Origin of the sequence: Mesorhizobium sp. B4-1-1, assembly GCF_006439375.1 — a bacterium.
Lineage (GTDB): Bacteria > Pseudomonadota > Alphaproteobacteria > Rhizobiales > Rhizobiaceae > Mesorhizobium.
On record NZ_VFTH01000002.1, the window covers coordinates 218,962 to 238,147 of the forward strand.

Annotated in this window: 12 protein-coding genes; 5 read left to right on the top strand and 7 right to left on the bottom strand. The window is 65.4% G+C overall.

From position 1 onward, the window contains the following. Positions 1 to 156: 156 nt before the first annotated feature. A complete protein-coding gene (locus FJW10_RS03810) occupies positions 157 to 1,806 on the top strand; it encodes a lysine--tRNA ligase (RefSeq protein WP_140898501.1) in 1,650 nt (549 codons plus the stop codon). Here the strand turns inward: FJW10_RS03810 and FJW10_RS03815 are convergent. Both FJW10_RS03815 and FJW10_RS03820 read right to left on the bottom strand, forming a co-directional pair. Continuing rightward, on the bottom strand, positions 1,769 to 2,626 hold the full coding sequence (locus tag FJW10_RS03815) for a thermonuclease family protein (RefSeq protein WP_348639748.1): 858 nt from the start codon (positions 2,624 to 2,626) through the stop codon (positions 1,769 to 1,771). The genes FJW10_RS03810 and FJW10_RS03815 overlap by 38 nt on opposite strands. A gap of 10 nt (positions 2,627 to 2,636) precedes the next feature. After that, entirely contained in the window at positions 2,637 to 3,278 is a 642-nt protein-coding gene (locus FJW10_RS03820; protein ID WP_140833909.1) for a helix-turn-helix transcriptional regulator, read from the bottom strand. Between the two features lie 320 nt (positions 3,279 to 3,598). On the opposite strand from FJW10_RS03820, the gene FJW10_RS03825 reads away from it, so the two are divergent. Then, positions 3,599 to 5,242, top strand: a complete 1,644-nt coding sequence (locus FJW10_RS03825) for a hypothetical protein (protein ID WP_140898505.1) — start codon at positions 3,599 to 3,601, stop codon at positions 5,240 to 5,242. 193 nt (positions 5,243 to 5,435) lie between these two features. Here the strand turns inward: FJW10_RS03825 and FJW10_RS03830 are convergent, their stop codons facing one another. The 5 genes from FJW10_RS03830 to FJW10_RS03850 form a co-directional block, all read right to left on the bottom strand. Continuing rightward, the gene (locus FJW10_RS03830) at positions 5,436 to 7,655 is read right to left on the bottom strand and encodes a 3-hydroxyacyl-CoA dehydrogenase NAD-binding domain-containing protein (protein WP_140898507.1); all 2,220 of its coding nucleotides are present in this window, start codon (positions 7,653 to 7,655) and stop codon (positions 5,436 to 5,438) included. A 15-nt stretch (positions 7,656 to 7,670) separates the two neighbouring features. Next, the gene (locus FJW10_RS03835; RefSeq protein ID WP_140898509.1) at positions 7,671 to 8,879 is read right to left on the bottom strand and encodes an acetyl-CoA C-acetyltransferase; all 1,209 of its coding nucleotides are present in this window, start codon (positions 8,877 to 8,879) and stop codon (positions 7,671 to 7,673) included. Positions 8,880 to 8,912: 33 nt separating this feature from the next. Next, positions 8,913 to 10,085: an acyl-CoA dehydrogenase family protein gene (locus FJW10_RS03840; protein WP_140833903.1), complete on the bottom strand. Its 1,173-nt coding sequence runs from the start codon at positions 10,083 to 10,085 to the stop codon at positions 8,913 to 8,915. 52 nt (positions 10,086 to 10,137) lie between these two features. Beyond that, positions 10,138 to 11,934, bottom strand: a complete 1,797-nt coding sequence (locus FJW10_RS03845) for an acyl-CoA dehydrogenase (protein ID WP_140898511.1) — start codon at positions 11,932 to 11,934, stop codon at positions 10,138 to 10,140. A gap of 234 nt (positions 11,935 to 12,168) precedes the next feature. Then, a complete protein-coding gene (locus FJW10_RS03850; protein WP_140673427.1) occupies positions 12,169 to 12,633 on the bottom strand; it encodes a MerR family DNA-binding transcriptional regulator in 465 nt (154 codons plus the stop codon). 455 nt (positions 12,634 to 13,088) lie between these two features. Between FJW10_RS03850 and FJW10_RS03855 the strand changes: the two genes are divergently transcribed. The 3 genes from FJW10_RS03855 to FJW10_RS03865 all read left to right on the top strand — a co-directional run bounded on the left by FJW10_RS03855 (position 13,089) and on the right by FJW10_RS03865 (position 19,084). Continuing rightward, positions 13,089 to 17,177: an SEL1-like repeat protein gene (locus FJW10_RS03855; protein WP_140898513.1), complete on the top strand. Its 4,089-nt coding sequence runs from the start codon at positions 13,089 to 13,091 to the stop codon at positions 17,175 to 17,177. Between the two features lie 192 nt (positions 17,178 to 17,369). Continuing rightward, positions 17,370 to 18,293: a sulfite exporter TauE/SafE family protein gene (locus tag FJW10_RS03860; RefSeq protein WP_027169296.1), complete on the top strand. Its 924-nt coding sequence runs from the start codon at positions 17,370 to 17,372 to the stop codon at positions 18,291 to 18,293. Then, positions 18,293 to 19,084 carry a TIGR02186 family protein gene (locus tag FJW10_RS03865; RefSeq protein WP_140898514.1) on the top strand — a complete coding sequence of 264 codons (792 nt, stop codon included), beginning with the start codon at positions 18,293 to 18,295 and terminating at the stop codon, positions 19,082 to 19,084. Before FJW10_RS03860 ends, FJW10_RS03865 begins: the two co-directional genes overlap by 1 nt. Positions 19,085 to 19,186 lie beyond the last annotated feature (102 nt).

Consider the following 19,186-nt stretch of genomic DNA (forward strand, 5'->3'; position numbering starts at 1 on the left):
TCAACACTCCTTGAAAGTGAGGCTCGAACGTAGGAGCGCGATTGTGGCGCCGCAAGGAAAACCGCCGCAAATCGTTGACGCTCCGGTCTCGCGCGCCTAGAGACCGGTCGACAAATCCTTATCCGCCGCGAAGACGGCCATGACTGGAACTTTGACATGACGGGATCAAACATCATCGATCTCAATCCCGAGATGCTTGCCGCGGCGGCCGAGAGCAAGGCCTGGCCGTTCGAGGAAGCCAAGAAGATCATCGCCCGCTACAAGGGCAAGGACTTTCCCGAAACCGTGCTGTTCGAGACCGGCTACGGCCCGTCCGGCCTGCCGCATATCGGCACATTCGGTGAGGTGGCGCGCACGACCATGGTGCGCCACGCCTTCCGCGTGCTGACGCAGGACAAGGTCAAGACCAAGCTGTTGTGCTTCTCCGACGACATGGACGGCATGCGCAAGATCCCGGAGAACGTGCCGGACCGCGCCGCGTTGGAACCCTACCTGCATATGCCGCTGACCTCGGTGCCCAATCCGTTCGTCGGCGACTATGCGAGCTTCGCCGACCACAACAACGCGATGCTGTGCCGTTTCCTCGATACGTTCGGCTTCGACTACGAATTCGCCAGCGCGACGCAGTATTACAAGGCCGGCCGCTTCGACGAGGTGCTGCTGCGCGCCGCGGAGCGCTACGACGAGATCATGGGCGTGATGCTGCCGACGCTCGGGCCGGAGCGCCAGGCGACCTACAGCCCCTTCCTGCCGATCTCGCCGAAGAGCGGCCGCGTGCTCTACGTGCCGATGAAGCAGGTCGACGCCAAGGCCGGCACCATCACCTTCGACGACGAAGGCACCGAGACGACGCTGCCGGTCACCGGCGGCCATGTGAAGCTGCAGTGGAAGCCGGATTTCGGCATGCGCTGGGCGGCGCTCGGCGTCGATTTCGAGATGTTCGGCAAGGACCACCAGACCAATGCGGCAACCTACGACCGCATCTGCAACATCCTCGGCGGACGCGCGCCGGAGCATTTCGTCTACGAACTGTTCCTCGACGAGGAAGGCCAGAAGATTTCGAAGTCGAAGGGCAATGGGCTGACCATCGACGAATGGCTGACCTATGCGCCGACGGAGAGCCTCGGCCTCTATATGTACCAGCGGCCGCGGCAGGCGAAGAAGCTCTATTTCGACGTCATCCCGAAGGCGGTGGACGAGTATTACGCTTTCCTTGGCGCCTATCCGCGCCAGGACTGGAAGGAGCGGCTCGGCAACCCTGTATGGCACATGCATGACGGCAACCCGCCGGCCATCGACCTGCCAGTGCCGTTCGCGCTGCTGCTCAACCTGGTGAGCGCCTCCAACGCGCATGACAAGGCCGTGCTGTGGGGCTTCATCTCGCGGCATGCGCCGGGCGTGACGCCGAAGACGCATCCGGAACTCGACCGGCTGACCGGCTACGCGATCCGCTATTTCGACGATTTCGTGAAGCCGACCAAGGTTTTCCGCGCCGCCGACGAGGTGGAGCGCGAGGCGCTGGCCAAGCTTTCCGACGCGCTCGCCGCGCTGCCGCAGGGCGCCGACGGCGAGGCGATCCAGAACGCGGCGCTCAACGTCGCGCGCAAGATCGAGCGCTACCAGGATCATTCCAAGCTGAGCCCGGAGGGCGGGCCCGGCGTGTCGGTAGCCTTCTTCCAGATGATCTACCAGGTGCTGATCGGCCAGGAGCGCGGGCCGCGCTTCGGTTCCTTCGCGGCGCTCTACGGCATTGCCGAGACACGCGCGCTCATTGAGCGGGCGCTGGCTGGTCAGTTGGCGGCGTAACGTCGCCGCCATCGGCCGGCAGGATCGAATCCGGCGCAACCTGCGCCGGACCTGGCGCGGCCGGCAGCGCCGGCAGACCGTCGAGCTTCGGCGCCGACCCGAAAATACCCTTCCTGGCCGTGCGGGCCTTGTTCTCGGCATCGACATAGGGACCGCCTTGCGCGGCGCGTGCCCAGCCATTCTCGACCAGCCACTGGCCGATGTCCTGATTGCCGATATGGCATTCGGCGGAAATGGTGTCGCGCCCGCCCTCGGGCGGCACGGTGCAGGCGACCGCCCGGCCGCGCAGGAAGGCGCGGAAAGCTGTCCTGGCCCGCGCGCCGCAGGCCCAGGTCTTGCCCGCGTCGCTACAGGTTTCATCGGCTTTGACGACGTCCACGCCGGACACGGCGACCGCATAGCCCTTCGACTCGATCAGCCCGGCGGCGGTGGCGACCGGCTGGAACAATTTCGTGCCGTTCCAGTCGCCTGGCATCTTCGTTTTGGGCGGCTTGGGCGGCCCGGCCAGCGCCAGTTCGCTGAGCGGCGCGCGCGGTTCCACCCGTTCGAGCTCGTTGCCCGAGAGAGCAGGCGGCGCCACCACTTGGGGATCGATGGCCCTCGAATAAACAGGTGGCTGCGGAGCGGCGGGCGCGGGAATGGCCGAGGTCGCCGGCTCGTCCGGCGGCGTCTCAGTGCCTGGATCTGCAAGCGCGTCCGGATCGATCTGATCCACCGCGATCGTGCTCTCATGGCCTTTGATTGCACGCCCGCCGGTCACGACGAGCGCCGCCATGACCGGAAGCGCCAGAACCGCCAGGGCTGTTTGAAGAAGCCGCACCGGTCCGGACCTACTGGCTCGCCCAGACGATGCGCGCCACCCATTCGATATCGCGCGTCGGGATGTCACGGTCCGGGTGGGCGGGGTTGAGCGAAACCAGCACGATCGATTTCACCGTTTGCCGGTCGAGCACCTTGGCCATCACCTCGCCGGCGGTGGTCTTGACGACGACGCGGTCGCCTTTGCGGGTCGGTGCGCCAGGCTCGACGATCAGCACGTCGCCATTGCGGTAGAGCGGCAGCATGGAATCGCCCTGGACCTGCAACGCGTAGGACGTCTCGGTCGCCCGCGCCGGAAGCTCGACCAGATCCCAGCCCTGCCCCGCCGGATAGCCGGCATCGTCGAAGAAGCCCCCCGCGCCGGCCTGGGCGAAGCCGAGCAACGGGACCGCGCTGCGATATTGGGCGACGGAGGCCCCGCCGCGTCCTTCGACCAGTCCGGTGAATTCCTCCAGCGAAGCGCCGGTGGCCTCGATGATCTTGGCCAGCGATTCGGTCGAGGGCCAGCGCGGCCGGCCGTCGGAAGACAGGCGCTTCGACTTGTTGAAGGCCGTCGAATCGAGGCCCGCGCGCCGGGCAAGACCGGAAGCCGACAGCGAATAGCGCTCGGCGAGAGCGTCGATTGCGGCCCATACGCGGTCGTGTGAGAGCACGCGCGCTCTCCTTCAGAACAGGAAAAAATACCTCAGTGCTGTCTAGCGCGTGGCCATGTGATTGTCCACCGACACGACCGGCGGAACTCAAGAAAGTCTGACTGCCCGTGCCACGACGGAATGTCGTCGCAATTTCTCGACGTGACGCAGGTGGGCCGACTTGTTGACCCATGCCGCGGAATGACTCTATGGTTCGGTCGCGGTGCAAGCCGCATCCGGGTCCGCGGGAAGGGTTGAACCCACTTGCCTCGATGAACTGGTAGCCAAACCTTTGTGCAGCCGATTTGCGGACCTTCGGCGACAAGCGCACGGAGGTTTTCATGAGCCAACTCCCCAACCGTCCCAATCTCGACATGTTGAAGAAGCAGGCGAAGGAACTGCTCGCCGCTTGTAGACGCGGCGACGCAACAGCACTCGCCCGCTTTCGCGAAGCCTTGCCGGCGGCCATGGGCAAGGACGACGCCGCGATCGGCGCACTCGGCCTACGCCTCCATGATGCTCAATCCTGCCTGGCGCGCGAATACGGCTTCCCGTCCTGGACGGAGATGAGCCGCTTCGTCGCGGTGCGTCGCAGCTACGGCGCCGACCGCGCCGGTTCGATCCGCAACTGGGCAGGCCTCGTCTATGCCGGCGACATCAGCGGCAGCACCAACCGGGCGAGCCCGGCCGCTGCCGCCCGCATGGTCGAGGAGCAGCCCGATCTGGTTGGCGGCGACGCCTATCTCGCCTGCGCAATCGGCGACGCGGCCGGGCTGCGCGACATGACGATCCGGGATGCCGGATGGGTCAATCGGCCCGGCGGCCCGCTCAACCTGCCGCCGCTGGTCGCGGTGACGCATTCAAGCCTTGTGCGGCTGCCGCGCTTTCGCGACGCTCTCCACGCCTCGGCCAGGCTGCTGCTCGAAGCCGGTGCCGATCCCGATCAGGCGGCCGGCAGCCGGTGGCCGCCGGACAGTCTTGCAAGGCCGTCGGAGAGTTTCCTGCTTTCCGCGCTTTACGGCGCGGCCGGACAAAATCACGATCCCGCGCTGACGAACCTGTTGCTCGATGCCGGCGCCAACCCGAACGATGGCGAGTCGCTCTATCATTCGTTGGAGAACCCGGCCTGCACGCGGCTTCTTCTCCAGGCCGGCGCGCGCGTCACCGGCTCCAACGCGCTCTACCGGGTCCTCGATCTCGACAGCATCGAGGCGCTGCGTCTCCTGCTTGCCGCTCCCGATGCCAATCCGAACGAACCGGCCGGGAGTGAGCCCACATCCGATTGGGGGACGCCGCTGCTGTGGTCCATCCGGCGACGGCGGTCTCCCGCTCATATCGAAGCGCTGCTTGCGGCCGGCGCCGATCCCTCTGTCCGGACACCTGACGGGGTCAGCGCCTACCGGACGGCGCTGCGGTTTGGACTGACCGACGTTGCCGCCTTGCTGAGGCAATGGGACGACGGTCCTCTTCCCGACGACGAGCGCTTCATTGCAGCCTGCGCGGCGAGCGACGAAGCGATGGCGCGAGACATCAAAGCCAGGCGGCCCGGCCTGCCGGGCTCCCTGTCGGACCGGCAGTTGCGCCTGCTGCCGGAACTTGCCGCGCAAGGCTGCGCGCAAGCAGTCAAGGTCATGGTCACGCTGGGCTGGCCGATCGCCGTTCGCGGCGGCGACTGGGACGCCTCCGCGCTGAACCACGCCGTGTTTCGCGGTGATGCCAGCCTCACGCGGTTCCTGCTCGACCATGGCGCGGACTGGAGGGAGCGGCATGGCCATGGCGATAATTCGCGCGGAACGCTGGCCTGGGCGTCTGTCAACGAGCCCGAGCCGAATGGCGACTGGGTCGGCTGCGCCGAAGCGCTTGCGGCGCATGGGATGCCGACCGGACGCCCCGATCCCGAAGGCACGGGCTGTGTCGTCTTCGAAGACCGCAAGATGCGCTTTTCGGACGAAGTGACCGATTTCCTGCTCGGCGCTTCTGCCTGACGCGACCGACGGACCGTCTTGCACGATCAGGCCGCCTTGGCCTGTTCGCGCAGGTTGCGATGCGAGAGCATGAACGCCCGCTCGGCAGGCCCCGGAACGCCAGCCGGCTTCATTGCCGACCTGATAGGGGCCACGGCTGGACGCCGTGGCCATCGTGCGCGCCATACGCCCGGAACATAGTATTCGGGGCTGGTCAGGCCGCCTGCTTGACCTCACCCTTCTGGTAGGGGTCGAAGCGCTGGTAAAAGGTCTCGCCCTTCTCGGCCATGTCGAGCAACAGCTTCGGCGCCTTGAACTCGGCGCCGTATCTCTTGTGCAGGCCCTTGGCGATCTTGACGAAACGCTTGGCGCCGATGCCGTCGATGTAGGACAGCGCGCCGCCGGTGAAGGGCGCAAAGCCGAAAGCGAGGATCGAGCCGACATCCGCCTCGCGCGGATCGGTGACGATGCCCTCTTCCATCACGCGCGCCGCTTCCAGCGCGATGGCGACCAGCAGGCGCTGCTTCAGCTCCTCATAGTCAACCTTGTCGGGGTTGAGCTGCGGATAGAGGTCCTTGAGGCCCGGCCACAGCTTCTTCTTCGCCGGCTTGGCCGGATAGTCGTAGAAACCCTTGCCGTTCTTGCGGCCGAAGCGGCCATGCGTGTCGACCATGGTGTCGATCAGCGCCATCTGCCTGGGATCGACGGCCTTCTCGCCCAGATCCCGGATGGTCTGCTTCATGATCTTCTGGGCAAGGTCGACGGCCGTCTCGTCGGTCAGCGCCAGCGGGCCGACCGGCATGCCGGCAGCCTTTGCGGCGTTCTCGATCATTGGCGCGGGCACACCCTCGATCAGCATTTTGTAGGCTTCCGACATGTAGCGTAGCACGCAGCGGTTGACGTAGAAGCCGCGCGTGTCGTTGACGACGATCGGCGTCTTCTTGATGGCGCGCACGAAGTCGAAGGCGACGGCCAAGGCCTTGTCGCCTGTCTTCTTGCCAAGGATGATCTCGACCAGCATCATCTTGTCGACCGGCGAGAAGAAGTGGATGCCGATGAAGTTCTTCGGCCGCGCCGAGTTCTTCGCCAGAGCGGTGATCGGGATCGTCGACGTGTTCGAAGCGAAGATCGCCGACGACTTCAGCACCGCTTCCGCCTTCTCGGTGGCTTCCTTCTTGACGCTTGAATCCTCGAAGACCGCCTCGACGACGAGATCGCAGCCGGCAAGGTCGGCATAATCCGCCGTCGGCGTGATCAGCGACAGAAGCTTGTCCTTGTCTTCCGGCTTGGCGCGGCCCTTCTTGACCTGATCGGCCATCAGGCTGTCGGAATGCGCCTTGCCCTTCTCGGCCGAGGGCAGATCGCGGTCGAGCAGCACCACCGGAATACCGGCGCGTGCGGTGACATAGGCGATGCCGGCGCCCATGAAGCCGGCGCCGAGGATGCCGATCTTCTTGAACTTGGTGTCCGGCACGCCGGCCGGGCGGCGCGCGCCCTTGTTCAGTTCCTGCAGCGACAGGAAGAGCGAGCGGATCATCGCCGCCGCCTCCTCCGACTGCATGATCTCGGTGAAATAGCGCTGTTCGATCCTGAGCGCCGTGTCGAAGGGCACCAGCAGGCCTTCATAGACGCATTTCAGGATCGCGGCCGCGGCCGGATAATTGCCGTAGGTTTCGCGGCGCAGGATGGCGATCGCCGGCGGCCAGAGATTGGCGCCGGCGGCCGAATAGATCGGACCGCCGGGCAGCTTGAAACCCTTCTCGTCCCAGGGAGCGACCGGCTTCAGCCCGTTCTTGATCATCGCCTTGGCGGTCTCGACGAGTTTCGAAGGCTCGGCGATCTCGTGGATCAGGCCCATCGCCTTCGCCTTCTGCGGCGTCAGGTTCTGGCCGGTGGTCAGCATCTGCAGCGCCTGCTGCTGGTCGGTCAGCCGCGGCACGCGCTGGGTGCCGCCTGCACCGGGGAAAATACCGATCTTCACCTCGGGAAGCGCCATCTTCACCTTGTCGGAATCGGCGGCGACGCGGCCGTGGCAGGCAAGCGACATCTCGAAGGCGCCGCCCATGCAAGTGCCGTTGATCGCCGACACAAACGGCTTGCCGCAGGTCTCGATCTTGCGGAACAGGCCGGTCATGTAGCCGGCATTCTCGAACAGAGTCCTGGTCGCCTTGTCGAGATCATTCTCCTTCTCGGCAGCGAAGGTCGCCAGCATCTTCTGCAGCATGGTGATATCTGCACCGCCTGAGAAGCTGTCCTTGCCGGAGGTGATGACGGCGCCCTTGATGGCGGCATCGCCGGCCACATGATCGACGATGGCGTTGAGCTCGCGCATCACCTCCTCGGTGAACACGTTCATCGAGCGGTCCGGCATGTTCCAGGTGATCAGCGCAATGCCGTCGGCGTCGGTGTCGAGGGTGAAATTGGTATAGGTCATCTTCTTCTCTCCCCGTCAGACGCGTTCGATGATGGTGGCGGTGCCCATGCCGGCGCCGATGCACAGCGTGACCAGCGCGGTGTTGAGGTCGCGGCGCTCCAGCTCGTCCAGCACCGTGCCCAGGATCATGGCGCCGGTGGCGCCGAGCGGATGGCCCATGGCGATCGCCCCGCCATTGACGTTGATCTGGTCATGCGGGATGTCGAAGGCCTGCATGTAGCGCAGCACGACCGAAGCGAAAGCCTCGTTGAGCTCGAACAGGTCGATGTCCGACAGCTTCATCTTGGCACGCTTCAACAGTTTCTCGGTGACGTCGACCGGACCGGTCAGCATCAGCACCGGTTCCGAGCCGATGTTGGCGAAGGCGCGGATGCGGGCGCGGGGCTTCAGCCCCATCGCCTTGCCGGCCTTCTTGGAGCCGAGCAGCACGGCGGCGGCGCCGTCGACGATGCCGGAGGAATTGCCGGCGTGGTGGACGTGATTGACCTCCTCGACCTCAGGATGCTTCTGCACGGCGACCGCGTCGAAGCCGCCCATTTCGCCCGGCATGACGAAGGACGGGTTGAGCGAGGCCAGAGACTGCATGTCGGTCGAGGGCCGCATGTGCTCGTCATGGTCGAGAATGGTGAGGCCGTTCTGGTCCTTGATCGGGATCACCGAATACTTGAAACGGCCGTCGGCCCAGGCTTTGGCGGCGCGCTTCTGGCTCTCGACGGCATAGGCGTCGACGTCGTCGCGGGAAAAACCGTATTTGGTGGCGATCAGGTCGGCCGAGATGCCCTGTGGCACGAACCAGCCGGGCAGGCCGACGGAAGGGTCCATGAACCAGGCGCCGCCGGACATGCCCATGCCGACGCGCGACATGGATTCGACGCCGCCGGCAATGACGATCTCGTCCGCGCCTTGCGCGATCTTGGCGGCGCCGAAATTGATGGCGTCGAGGCCGGAGGCGCAGAAGCGCGAGATCTGCATGCCGGGCGCCTTTGTGTCGTAGCCGGCCTCGAAGGCGGCGGCGCGCGGAATGACGGAGCCGGCCTCGCCGACCGGGTCGACGCAGCCGAAGATGATGTCGTCGACAGTGCCGGTGTCGAGCCCGTTGCGGTCGCGCAGCGCCTCGAGCGTCCTGGCGGCGAGCCTGACCGCCGGCACCTCGTGCAGCGAGCCATCCTTCTTGCCCTTGCCGCGCGGCGTGCGCACGGCGTCATAGACGTAAGCCTCAGTCATTTTCGTGCTCCTTGGCTTTGCCGGCCGCCGCGCTCAGAGAGAGCGCCCGATCAGCAATTTCATGATCTCGTTGGTGCCGCCGTAGATGCGCTGGACGCGGGCGTCGCGGTACATGCGGGCGATCGGATATTCATTCATGTAGCCATAGCCGCCATGCAGTTGAAGGCATTCATCGACGACTTTGCCCTGCAGGTCGCTGAGCCAGTATTTGGCCATCGAAGCGGTCACCGGATCGAGCCCGCCATCGATGTGGCGGGCGACGCAGTCATTGTAGAAGACGCGGCCGATGGTCGCCTCGGTCTTCAATTCGGCCAGCTTGAACTGCGTGTTCTGGAAATCGATGACGGCCTTGCCGAAGGCCTTGCGTTCCTTGACGTAGTCGATGGTGAGCGCCAGCGCCCGCTCGATCATGGCGATCGCGCCGGTGCCGATCTGCAGCCGTTCCTGCGGCAGCTGCTGCATCAGTTGGACAAAACCCTTGCCCTCTTCGTGGCCGAGCAGATTCGAGGTCGGCACGCGCACGTCGTTGAAGAACAGCTCGGAGGTGTCGTTCGACTTCAGCCCGATCTTGTCGAGATTGCGGCCGCGCTCGAAGCCCTCGACCTCGCCGGTTTCGACGACGATCAGCGAGGTGCCCTTGGCGCCCTTGTCCGGGTCGGTCTTGGTGACGACGATGATCAGGTTGGCGAGCTGGCCATTGGTGATGAAGGTTTTCGAGCCGCTGATCTTGTAATGGTTGCCGTCCTTCTCGGCGCGGGTCTTGACGCCCTGCAGGTCGGAGCCGGCGCCGGGCTCCGTCATGGCGATGGCGCCGATCAGCTCGCCGGTCGCGAGCTTGGGCAGCCATTTCTGCTTCTGCTCCTCGGAGCCGTAATGCAGGATGTAGGGTGCCACGATCGAATTGTGCAGTCCGATGCCGAAGCCGTCGACGCCGACATGGCCGATCGCCTCGATGATGGCGCTCTCATGGGCGAAGGTGCCGCCCGAGCCACCGTATTTCTCCGGCATGGAAGCGCAGAGCAAGCCGGCGGCCCCAGCCTTCAGCCAGCTCTCGCGGTCGAACATCTCGTTCTTCTCGAACTCGTCATAGCGCGGCGCGATTTCTTCCGACATGAAGCGGGACGCCATGTCGTAGAGCATGCCGACTTCGTCCGCCGCCCAGGCGGGCTTCGGCAGGCCAAGAATTTCGGCTGGATTTGTCGCCACGATTTCCTCCGCGTTCCGATTTTGGTGGACCGGCGATCCCGGCCCGACAAACCTAGAACGCTTCCGCCGGCAACGCCATTAGCGTGTCCGCGCCACTCGAGATGCGGGCAAGACGCGTCGCCGTCTCCGGCATGACGCGCTCCATGAAGAAGCGTGCGGTCACCAGCTTGGTATCGTAGAACGCCGAAGCGCCATTGGCGCCTTCGGCGAGCTTCGCCTGCGCCGACTTCGCCATCTGCGCCCACATGTAGCCCAGCGCCACCAGGCCGAAGAGATGCATGTAATCGGTCGAGGCTGCACCGGCATTGTCGGGCTTGGCCATGGCGTTCTGCACCAGCCACATGGTGGCCGCCTGCAAATCGTTGAGACCCTTCTTCAGCGCCTTGGTGAAGGACGCCATCTTCTCGTCGGCGCGGTTTTCCTCGCAGAACTCGCCGACTTCCTTGAAGAAGGCTTGCACGGCGCGGCCGCCATTTTGCGCCAGCTTGCGGCCGACGAGGTCGAGCGCCTGGATGCCGTTGGCGCCTTCATAGATCATGGCGATGCGGGCGTCGCGCACGAACTGGCTCATGCCGTGCTCTTCGATGTAGCCGTGGCCGCCGAACACCTGCTGCGCCATCACCGCATGATCGAAACCCTTATCGGTGAGCACGCCCTTGACCACCGGCGTCATCAAGCCGGTGTAGTCGTCGGCCGCCTGGCGGTCCTTGTCGTCGCCGGAGCGATGCGCGACGTCGGACTTGATCGCCGTCCACAACGCCAGCGCGCGGCCGGCCTCGTTGAACGCCTTCATGGTCATCAGCGAACGGCGGATGTCGGGATGGACGATGATCGGGTCGGCCTTCTTGTCCGGCGCCTTGGCGCCCGACAGCGAGCGGCCCTGCAGGCGGTCCTTGGCGTAGGAGACCGCGTTCTGATAGGCGATCTCGGAGACCGAAAGCCCCTGCAGGCCGACGCCGAGGCGGGCCTCGTTCATCATCGTGAACATGGCCTTCAGGCCGCCGTTCAATTCGCCGAGCAGCGTGCCCTCCGCCTCGTCATAATTCATGACGCAGGTCGAGTTGCCGTGGATGCCCATCTTCTCCTCGATCGAGCCGCAGGAGAGCGTGTTGCGCTGGCCGGGATTGCCCGAGGCATCGAGCTTGAGCTTCGGCACGATGAACAGCGAGATGCCCTTCACGCCTTCCGGCGCGCCCTCGGCGCGGGCAAGCACCAGGTGGACGATGTTGTCCGACATGTCGTGCTCGCCGGCGGAGATGAATATCTTCTGGCCGGAAATCCTGTAGGTGCCGTCGCCGTTGGGAACGGCCTTGGTGCGCAGCAGGCCGAGGTCGGTGCCGCAATGCGGCTCGGTCAGGTTCATGGTGCCGGTCCAGGTGCCCTCGATCAGCCTGGGCAGCCATGTCGCCTTCTGCTCGTCCGTGCCGTGGGTGACGATGGCCGCGATCGCGCCTTGCGTCAGGCCGGGATACATCATCAACGCCATGTTGGCGGAGATCATATATTCAGAGACGGCGGTGTGGACGGCGTAAGGGAGGCCCTGGCCGCCGAACTCGGCAGGCGCTGCAAGCCCCATCCAGCCGCCTTCGCGATACTGGTCGTAAGCGTCCTTGAAACCCTTGGGCGTCGTCACCGAGCCGTCGTCATGGCGCACGCAGCCTTCCATGTCGCCGACGCGGTTCAACGGATGCATGACGTTTTCGGCAAGCTTGGCGCCCTCGGCGAGGATCGCCTCGAGCACGTCGGGCGTCGCATCCGAGAAGCCCGGAAGATTGGAATAGCGCTGATAGCCCAGCACGTCGTTGAGAACGAACAGCGTGTCCTGGACCGGCGCCCTGTAGATCATCATGCCTTCCTCCACCCTTATAGTGCCGGCCGGCCAGCAAGTTCCTTATCCACGTCCTGAACAGGGGGCCGGGCCAATGTCGATGCCTCGATAACAAATATTGACGTTTGCGTAAACGTCAACTTCGTCGCAGCCAAAAATTTACGTGAGCGGTCCGGCATTGTGGCGACAAAAAAGCCGCGCGACCATAGCCGCGCGGCTCTCTATTTCTGGGATCGTCGCTATCGAGGGCCTGCGTTAGCCGGCGGCGCTGGCCTGCGGCGCCGCGGTGCGCTCGACGAGCATCTGGCGCACCGCCGTCATCGACGTGCTCAACTCGTTGATGGCGTCGTCGATCAGCGCGCGCTGCTTCTGCAGGCGGGCGAGCTGCTTCTCCGACTTGTCGAGGGCCAGCCGCAGCTGCTTGGTGTTGGTGCCGGTCGGATCGTAGAGATCCATCATCTGCTTGACGTCGCGCAGCGAGAACCCGACCTTGCGGCCGAGCAGGATCAGCTTCAGCCGGGCCTTGTCGCGGCGCGTATAGAGACGGGTCGAGCCGTCGCGATGCGGATTGAGCAGGCCCTTGTCTTCATAGAAACGCAGCGTGCGCAGCGTCACACCGTATTTCTTGGCCATCTCGCCTATGCGGACGAATTCCTCGCCGGCTTCGACCGGTATGTCATTGGTATTGGCCGCGGCTTCGCCGGGCGAAACAAGTTTCATGGTCACTGGCTTTCCCCTGGTGGCGTCGCGGTCGCGGACCAAGCGTCGCCTGAATGGAAGCGGGGGCGTGCTTCCAATCGTGGTTGCAACAAGTCAATCGCAAGAGGCACGGCTTCGCACCTTTTACGTTTACGTCAATTCTATATCGACAGCCGCGAGGTGACGCAAGGGCGTTGTCAAAACGGCCCATTATGCCGCACCACCCAAAAGGCGGCACATGATTTATGCGCGTCTTCTTAAGCTTGGTTAACGCCTTGTTTACCACGTTGGGCGAAATGTGCGCATGTCGGCCACCCGTGTTTATCCTGTAGCGAATTTTTCACGGTTTTTCGAAGCGCGGGTGAAAACCCGGGAAGCCCGTCTTCCTCCGCGGCAAAACCGCCCGGCTCGCTTCGTTCCCGACAGGACTTTGGGAAACCGGCCTTTGGCCGGCCATTCTGAACACGGGCGCATCGATGAACAGCAAGCGGTCTTATCTCGATACACTCAACGCCGGCAGGCAACGCCGGCCGCAGCCCTCGCTCGAAGAACTGAACCGCTCGCTCGAAACGCTGGAGCAGCGCCTGGACCGGACGCGCGCCGACATGCCCGATCGCCCCGACCCGCGGCGGCCGCCGGTCGAGCCGCGTTATCCAAGCACGCAGCCTTACGGCCAGCCGCGCTGGTACGAGGATACCTATTCCGCGCAAAGGCCGCTGGACCGGCCGCAGCAGAATCCGGCACCGCAAAATCCTGGCCCGCAGAACCAATGGCCGCAAAATCGCGCCCCGCAAAATCCGACGCCCGCCGCACCCGCCTTCGGCCACAGCTACCAGGCGATCGCGCGTGACATCGACCGGGTGCGCGGCCAGGAAGACAGCGTCGCCATGGTCGGCAAGATCGCCGTCGAACTGCGCGGCCTGCGCGAGGAACTGCGCCACCAAATGACCGTCGGCCTGCAGCGCGAATTCGAAGCGTTCCGCCAGGACATCGATCGCGCCATGCAGGCCAACAGCCAGGGTGGCGCTCCGTCCAACGGCATGCCCGACAAGAGCAGCGCCGAGCTCGGCCTCGAATTCGAGCGGCTTTCGGGAGCCATCCAGACGCTCGCCGAAAAAAGCGACGACCGCAGCGTCAACCTGCTGCGGCTGGAACTGGAACAGGTGAAGGGCGCGCTGGACACGCTGGCGCGCGAGGAAAGCCTGCAGAAGGTCGACCGCCGCTGGGACGACTTCGATCGCCGCTGGAGCGCCTTCGAGGACCGCGTCGACGCCGACCAGCGCAAGCGCGCCGAAGGCCCGAGCCTTTCGGTGCTGACCGATCGGCTCGAACAGATCAGCAGCGCCGTCAGCAACCTGCCGGAATCGCTTTCGCTGCGCTCGCTGGAGGAGAAGGTGCGCACGCTTGCCGGCGCGGTCGACCGTTTCGCCGGCCAGCAGACCGCGCGCGGTGGCGAGACGCTCGCCATGATCGACGAGCGGCTGGATGAGATTTCGCGCGCCATCGTCGCGTCGACGGTGGCCGCGCAGGCCAATGCCTTCGATCCCGAAAGCTTCGGCCGGATCGAGAAGCGCATGGCCTCCCTGGCGGTTCAGATCGAAGAGGTCGCACAGTCGCGGCCTGGAGCGGAAGTTCTGGATCGCCTCAGTCTCCTGTCCAGCCGTGTGGATCAACTGGCCGGCAGGGCGGACCTGCCCGAGCAGGCCATGGAGCGGCTCGGCAAGCAGATCGCCTTGATCACCGACAAGATGGACCGCGCGCCGGCCATGCCAGATGCCGACCACATCTTCCAGGGCCTTGAGCAGCGCTTCGACGCGCTGTCAATATTGCTTGAGCGCCGCCAGGGCGATGCGATCGAACAGGGAAATATGCTGTTCCGCGATCTCGAGCGTCGGCTGGACGAGGTCGCGGACAGGCTCGACCAGCGCACGCGCCGGGACGAGAGCGCCGGCATCATGGAGGCGATCGACGCCCGCTTCACCGCTTTGGCCGAGCGCATCGAGACGCGCACGCCCGATCCCGCCAACGAGATGGCGATCCGCGGGCTGGAAAGCCGGCTCGAGGACATTTCCAGTCGGCTGGAAATGTCCTCGCAGCAGGTCGCGGGCATCGATCCGGCGCTGATCCGCAGCCTGGAAGCGCAGGTCGCCGGCCTGTCGGCGCATCTTTCCAAGCCCGGCACGCCGCTGCCCGAGTTCGAAGACATCAGCCCGCGCCTCAACCAGATCGAGAAGTCGCTGGCCGGCACGCGCGATTCCATCCTGAGCGTGGCGCGCGAGGCGGCCGAGAGCGCCGTCAAATCGCTTTCCGACTCGACGTCCAGCACGGCCCAGACGAACGCGACCGCCGTTGCCGGCCTCGCCCAGGACCTGAAGACGCTCGAGGCGCTCACCCGGCGCTCCGACGAGCGCAACTCGCGGACATTCGAGGCGATCCATGACACGCTGCTGAAGATCGTCGACAGGCTGGGCTCGCTGGAAACGAGCGAGGCCAGCGAAGCGGTCAGCGAGCTGGTCGATCCGCAACCGGCCGGCAAGCGCGGCGGCCGCGGCGGCAAGATCGCGGTGCAGGACGCGCCTTCGATGGACATCGACCAGCCGCTGCCGCTGCCGCTCACGGGAGACATGGCCAGCCTGGAAGGCCGCGCCGCGGCGATCATGCGCGATGAACGCGATGAGCCAGATGCACCGCGCACGCCCGCGGAAGCCGCGGCCGCAGCGGCCATGGCAGCGCTCGGACCGGACGTGATCGGCGACAAGAGCGAGACGGCAGGCCGCAGGAAATCGATGTTCAGCGGCCTGGCGCGCGCCTTCAAGGGCAAGAAGGATGCGGATACGCAGCCGCTTGCCGGCTCGGCGCCGGTGGGCGACGTGCCAAGCGTCGACATCGACGAGCCGCTTGACCCGAAGGCCGCCAACCGGCCATTGGAACCAGGTTCCGGCGCGCCGGACCTCAACGCCATCATGAAGCGCGTGCGCGACGAGCGTGGCGGCCAGCCGACCCGGCGCGCCGAGGGCGACGCCGCCAAGTCCGATTTCATCGCCGCGGCCCGCCGCGCGGCGCAGGCCGCCGCAGCGGAAGCCGATACGCTGAAGCGGCAATCGACCATGACCGGCCCGGTGAAGGCGCTGAGGATAGGCGACCTGCTCAAGGCGCGGCGCAAGCCGATCCTGATGGCGGCCGCCGCGATCATGATGGCGCTGGCGGGCCTGCAGCTGGGCAAGGCCTTCTTGGCCGATCCCGTCGAAACGGCCAACAACCAGCCCGCACCGATCGTCTCTACGCAGACGGTCGATACGGCTTCGCTCGATGCCACAGCCGCACCGAAGGCCGACACGGACACCGCGCAGGCCGAAAGCACCCCGGCCCACCCCGTCAGGCAGGCCGAGCCTGTCAAGGACGCGGCGCCGGCCGCTTCCATCCCCGCAAGTCCTGAAGCCGCCGCCATGCCGGCCGAACCGACGCCCGCGCCAGTGGCGCTTGCCGCGCCTGCCGAGCCCGCGCCGGCCCCGATGGGCTCGGCGACGCCGTCCGAACCTGCCGCAGCCGCCACCGCGACGGACACGGATGGCGACACGCAGCCGATGGCCAAGGCCCCAGAGACGGCCAGCCCCGCCGCCGAGAGCACCCCCGCCGGCGCACCGGCAGCCACCTCCGCCGACACGACAGGCGCCGTGCCGCCTGCGGCAAGCCAGACAGCCGCGGCCAAATTCGACATTCCCTCCGAAATCGGGCCGGTGGCGCTGCGCGACGCGGCCGCCGGCGGCGACGCCAAGGCGCTGTTCGAGATCGGCTCGCGCTACGCGGAATCGCGCGGCGTGAAGGAAGACATGAAGGCAGCCGCCAAATGGTATGAGCAGTCGGCCGAGCTCGGCTTCGCGCCGGCCGAATACCGTATCGGCAATTTCTACGAAAAAGGCATCGGCGTCGCGCGCGACATCAAGAAGGCCAAGACCTACTACCAACTCGCCGCCGAACAGGGCAATGCCAGCGCAATGCACAATCTGGCGGTGCTGTTCGCCATGGCGGCGGACGGCGTGACCGACAATGAATCGGCGACGCACTGGTTCCAGGAAGCCGCCGACCTCGGCGTCAAGGACAGCCAGTTCAACCTCGGCATCCTGGCCGCCAAGGGCGTCGGCATGAAGCAGAACCTGGAAGAATCCTACAAATGGTTCGCGCTGGTCGCCAAGACCGGCGACAAGGACGCCGCCGCCAAGCGCGACGAGATCGCCAACGCGCTGCGGCCCGAGCAGCTCGAGCGAGCGCGCGCGGCCGCCGAATTGTGGAAGGCCAAGCCGCTCAACGCGGCCGCCAACTCGGCCGACGTTCCGGAGTCCTGGCAGGACAGCGCGCCGCAGACCACCGCCAGCATCGACATGAAGAAGGCGGTGAAGAACATCCAGCTGATCCTCAACAAGAACGGCTACGATGCCGGCGGCGCCGACGGCGTGATGGGCGGCAAGACCAAGGACGCCATCATGGCCTTCCAGACCGACAACAAGATGAAGCCGACCGGCGAGATCGACGCGCCGCTCGTCAAGGCGCTCCTGGCGAAGAAATAACGGCACGCGCGTCGCATACACGACGCCTTGCCACACATTTGCCTGTTAACTGATTGAGATGGTTTTTGTTTCGGCGCGGCGGCGGGGGTTGAACCCGCCGCCGCGCCGTCGCAAGAAAAAATTGGCTTTTCGGTGCTTTATTGTCCGGGGACGGCACTATGCGCCGACAGACAAAATGATCGAGACAGACGGGTGGGCATCTATCTCCCGATCGCGGAAATTTCCGTCAACGTCTTCGTGCTGCTGGCGATGGGCGCGGCGGTGGGCTTCCTGTCGGGCATGTTCGGGGTCGGCGGCGGCTTCCTGATCACCCCGCTCCTGATCTTCTACAACATCCCGCCGGCGATCGCCGTCGCCACCGGCGCAAACCAGGTCATCGCCTCCTCCTTTTCCGGCGCGCTTTCGCATTTCAAGCGCGGCACGCTCGATTTCAAGCTGGGCGGCGTGCTTTTGGCCGGCGGCATCGTCGGCTCGACGGCCGGCATCTTCGTCTTTGCGCTGTTGCGCCGGCTTGGCCAGTTGGACCTGTTCATCTCGCTGCTTTACGTCGTGCTGCTCGGTACGGTCGGCGGGCTGATGCTGGTCGAAAGCGTCAATGCGCTGCGCGCCAGCCGCAGCGGCGCGGCGCCGGTGCTCAAGAAATCCGGACAGCACAACTGGATCCACCGGCTGCCGTTCAAGATGCGCTTCCGCGCCTCGAAGCTGTTCGTCAGCGTCATCCCGGTGCTCGGGCTCGGCGCCGGGATCGGCTTCCTGTCGTCGATCATGGGCGTCGGCGGCGGCTTCATCATGGTGCCGGCGCTGATCTACCTGCTTAAAGTGCCGACCAATGTCGTCATCGGCACCTCGCTGTTCCAGATCATCTTCACCTCGGCCTATACGACGCTGGTGCACGCCACGACCAACCAGACGGTCGACGTGATCCTGGCCTTCCTGCTGATGGCCGGCGGCGTCGCCGGCGCCCAATACGGCGCCAAGGCCGGCCAGAGGCTGCGCGGCGAACAGTTGCGGGCGCTGCTGGCGATGCTGGTGCTGGCCGTCGCCATCCGCCTTGCCGTCGATCTCTTCGTGACGCCGCCGAATCTTTATTCGCTTTCCGCCGCGGGCCTGAACTGATGGCGGGACTGAGAGCATTCGCAGCCGCCGCCTCGTTGTCGATGCTCTTTGCCCTTTCCCCGGCAACCGCGCAAACGCCGCCTACCGAAAGCATCCAGATCGGCCTGTCGACCGACGCCGTTTCGATCACGGCAGGTTTCTCCGGCGCCGACCTGACCATCTTCGGATCGCTGGAAAATCCCGATCCGCTGGTCGCGCGCCAGGGGCGCTATGACGTGATCGTCGTGCTCGAAGGCCCGCCACGCCCTGTTGTCGTCCGGCGCAAGGACCGGGTGCTCGGCGTCTGGATCAACCTGGACTCGGAGACGTTCGAGAACGTGCCGGTCTCCTATTCCGTCGCGACGACGCGGCCGCTGCAAGACATCGCCGAGCCTGCCAAATACAAGCAGCTCTCGCTCGGCGCGCAGAACCTCTACATGAAGCCCGCCGACGAGACCGACAGCCCGGCAACCATCGAGGAATTCACGGCCGCGCTCCGCGACCGCAAGGCGGCGACAGGCCTCTACAGCGAGAATGTCGGCGGCGTGCAGTTCCTGTCGCAGAACCTGTTTCGCGCCACCGTGCGGCTGGCGCCCAACGTGCCGGTTGGGACCCACAAAGCCCGCGCGTTCCTGTTCAAGAGCGGCATGTTCATCAAGGAAAGCTCGGCCCAGCTCGAAATCCGCAAGTCCGGTTTCGAGCAATCGATCTTCCGCGTCGCGCACGACTATGCCTTCCTCTACGGCGTGTTCGCGATATCGCTCGCCATGGTGACCGGCTGGCTGGGCCGCCTCATCTTCCGCAAGGATTGATACCCGCGGGAAAAATGGAACCCATTTTCCCTTGAAAAGAGGGTTTCCCTTTTCCCGGTTTTGCGATACATCGCCGCCTCCCAGCCCTAGGGACAAGCACAC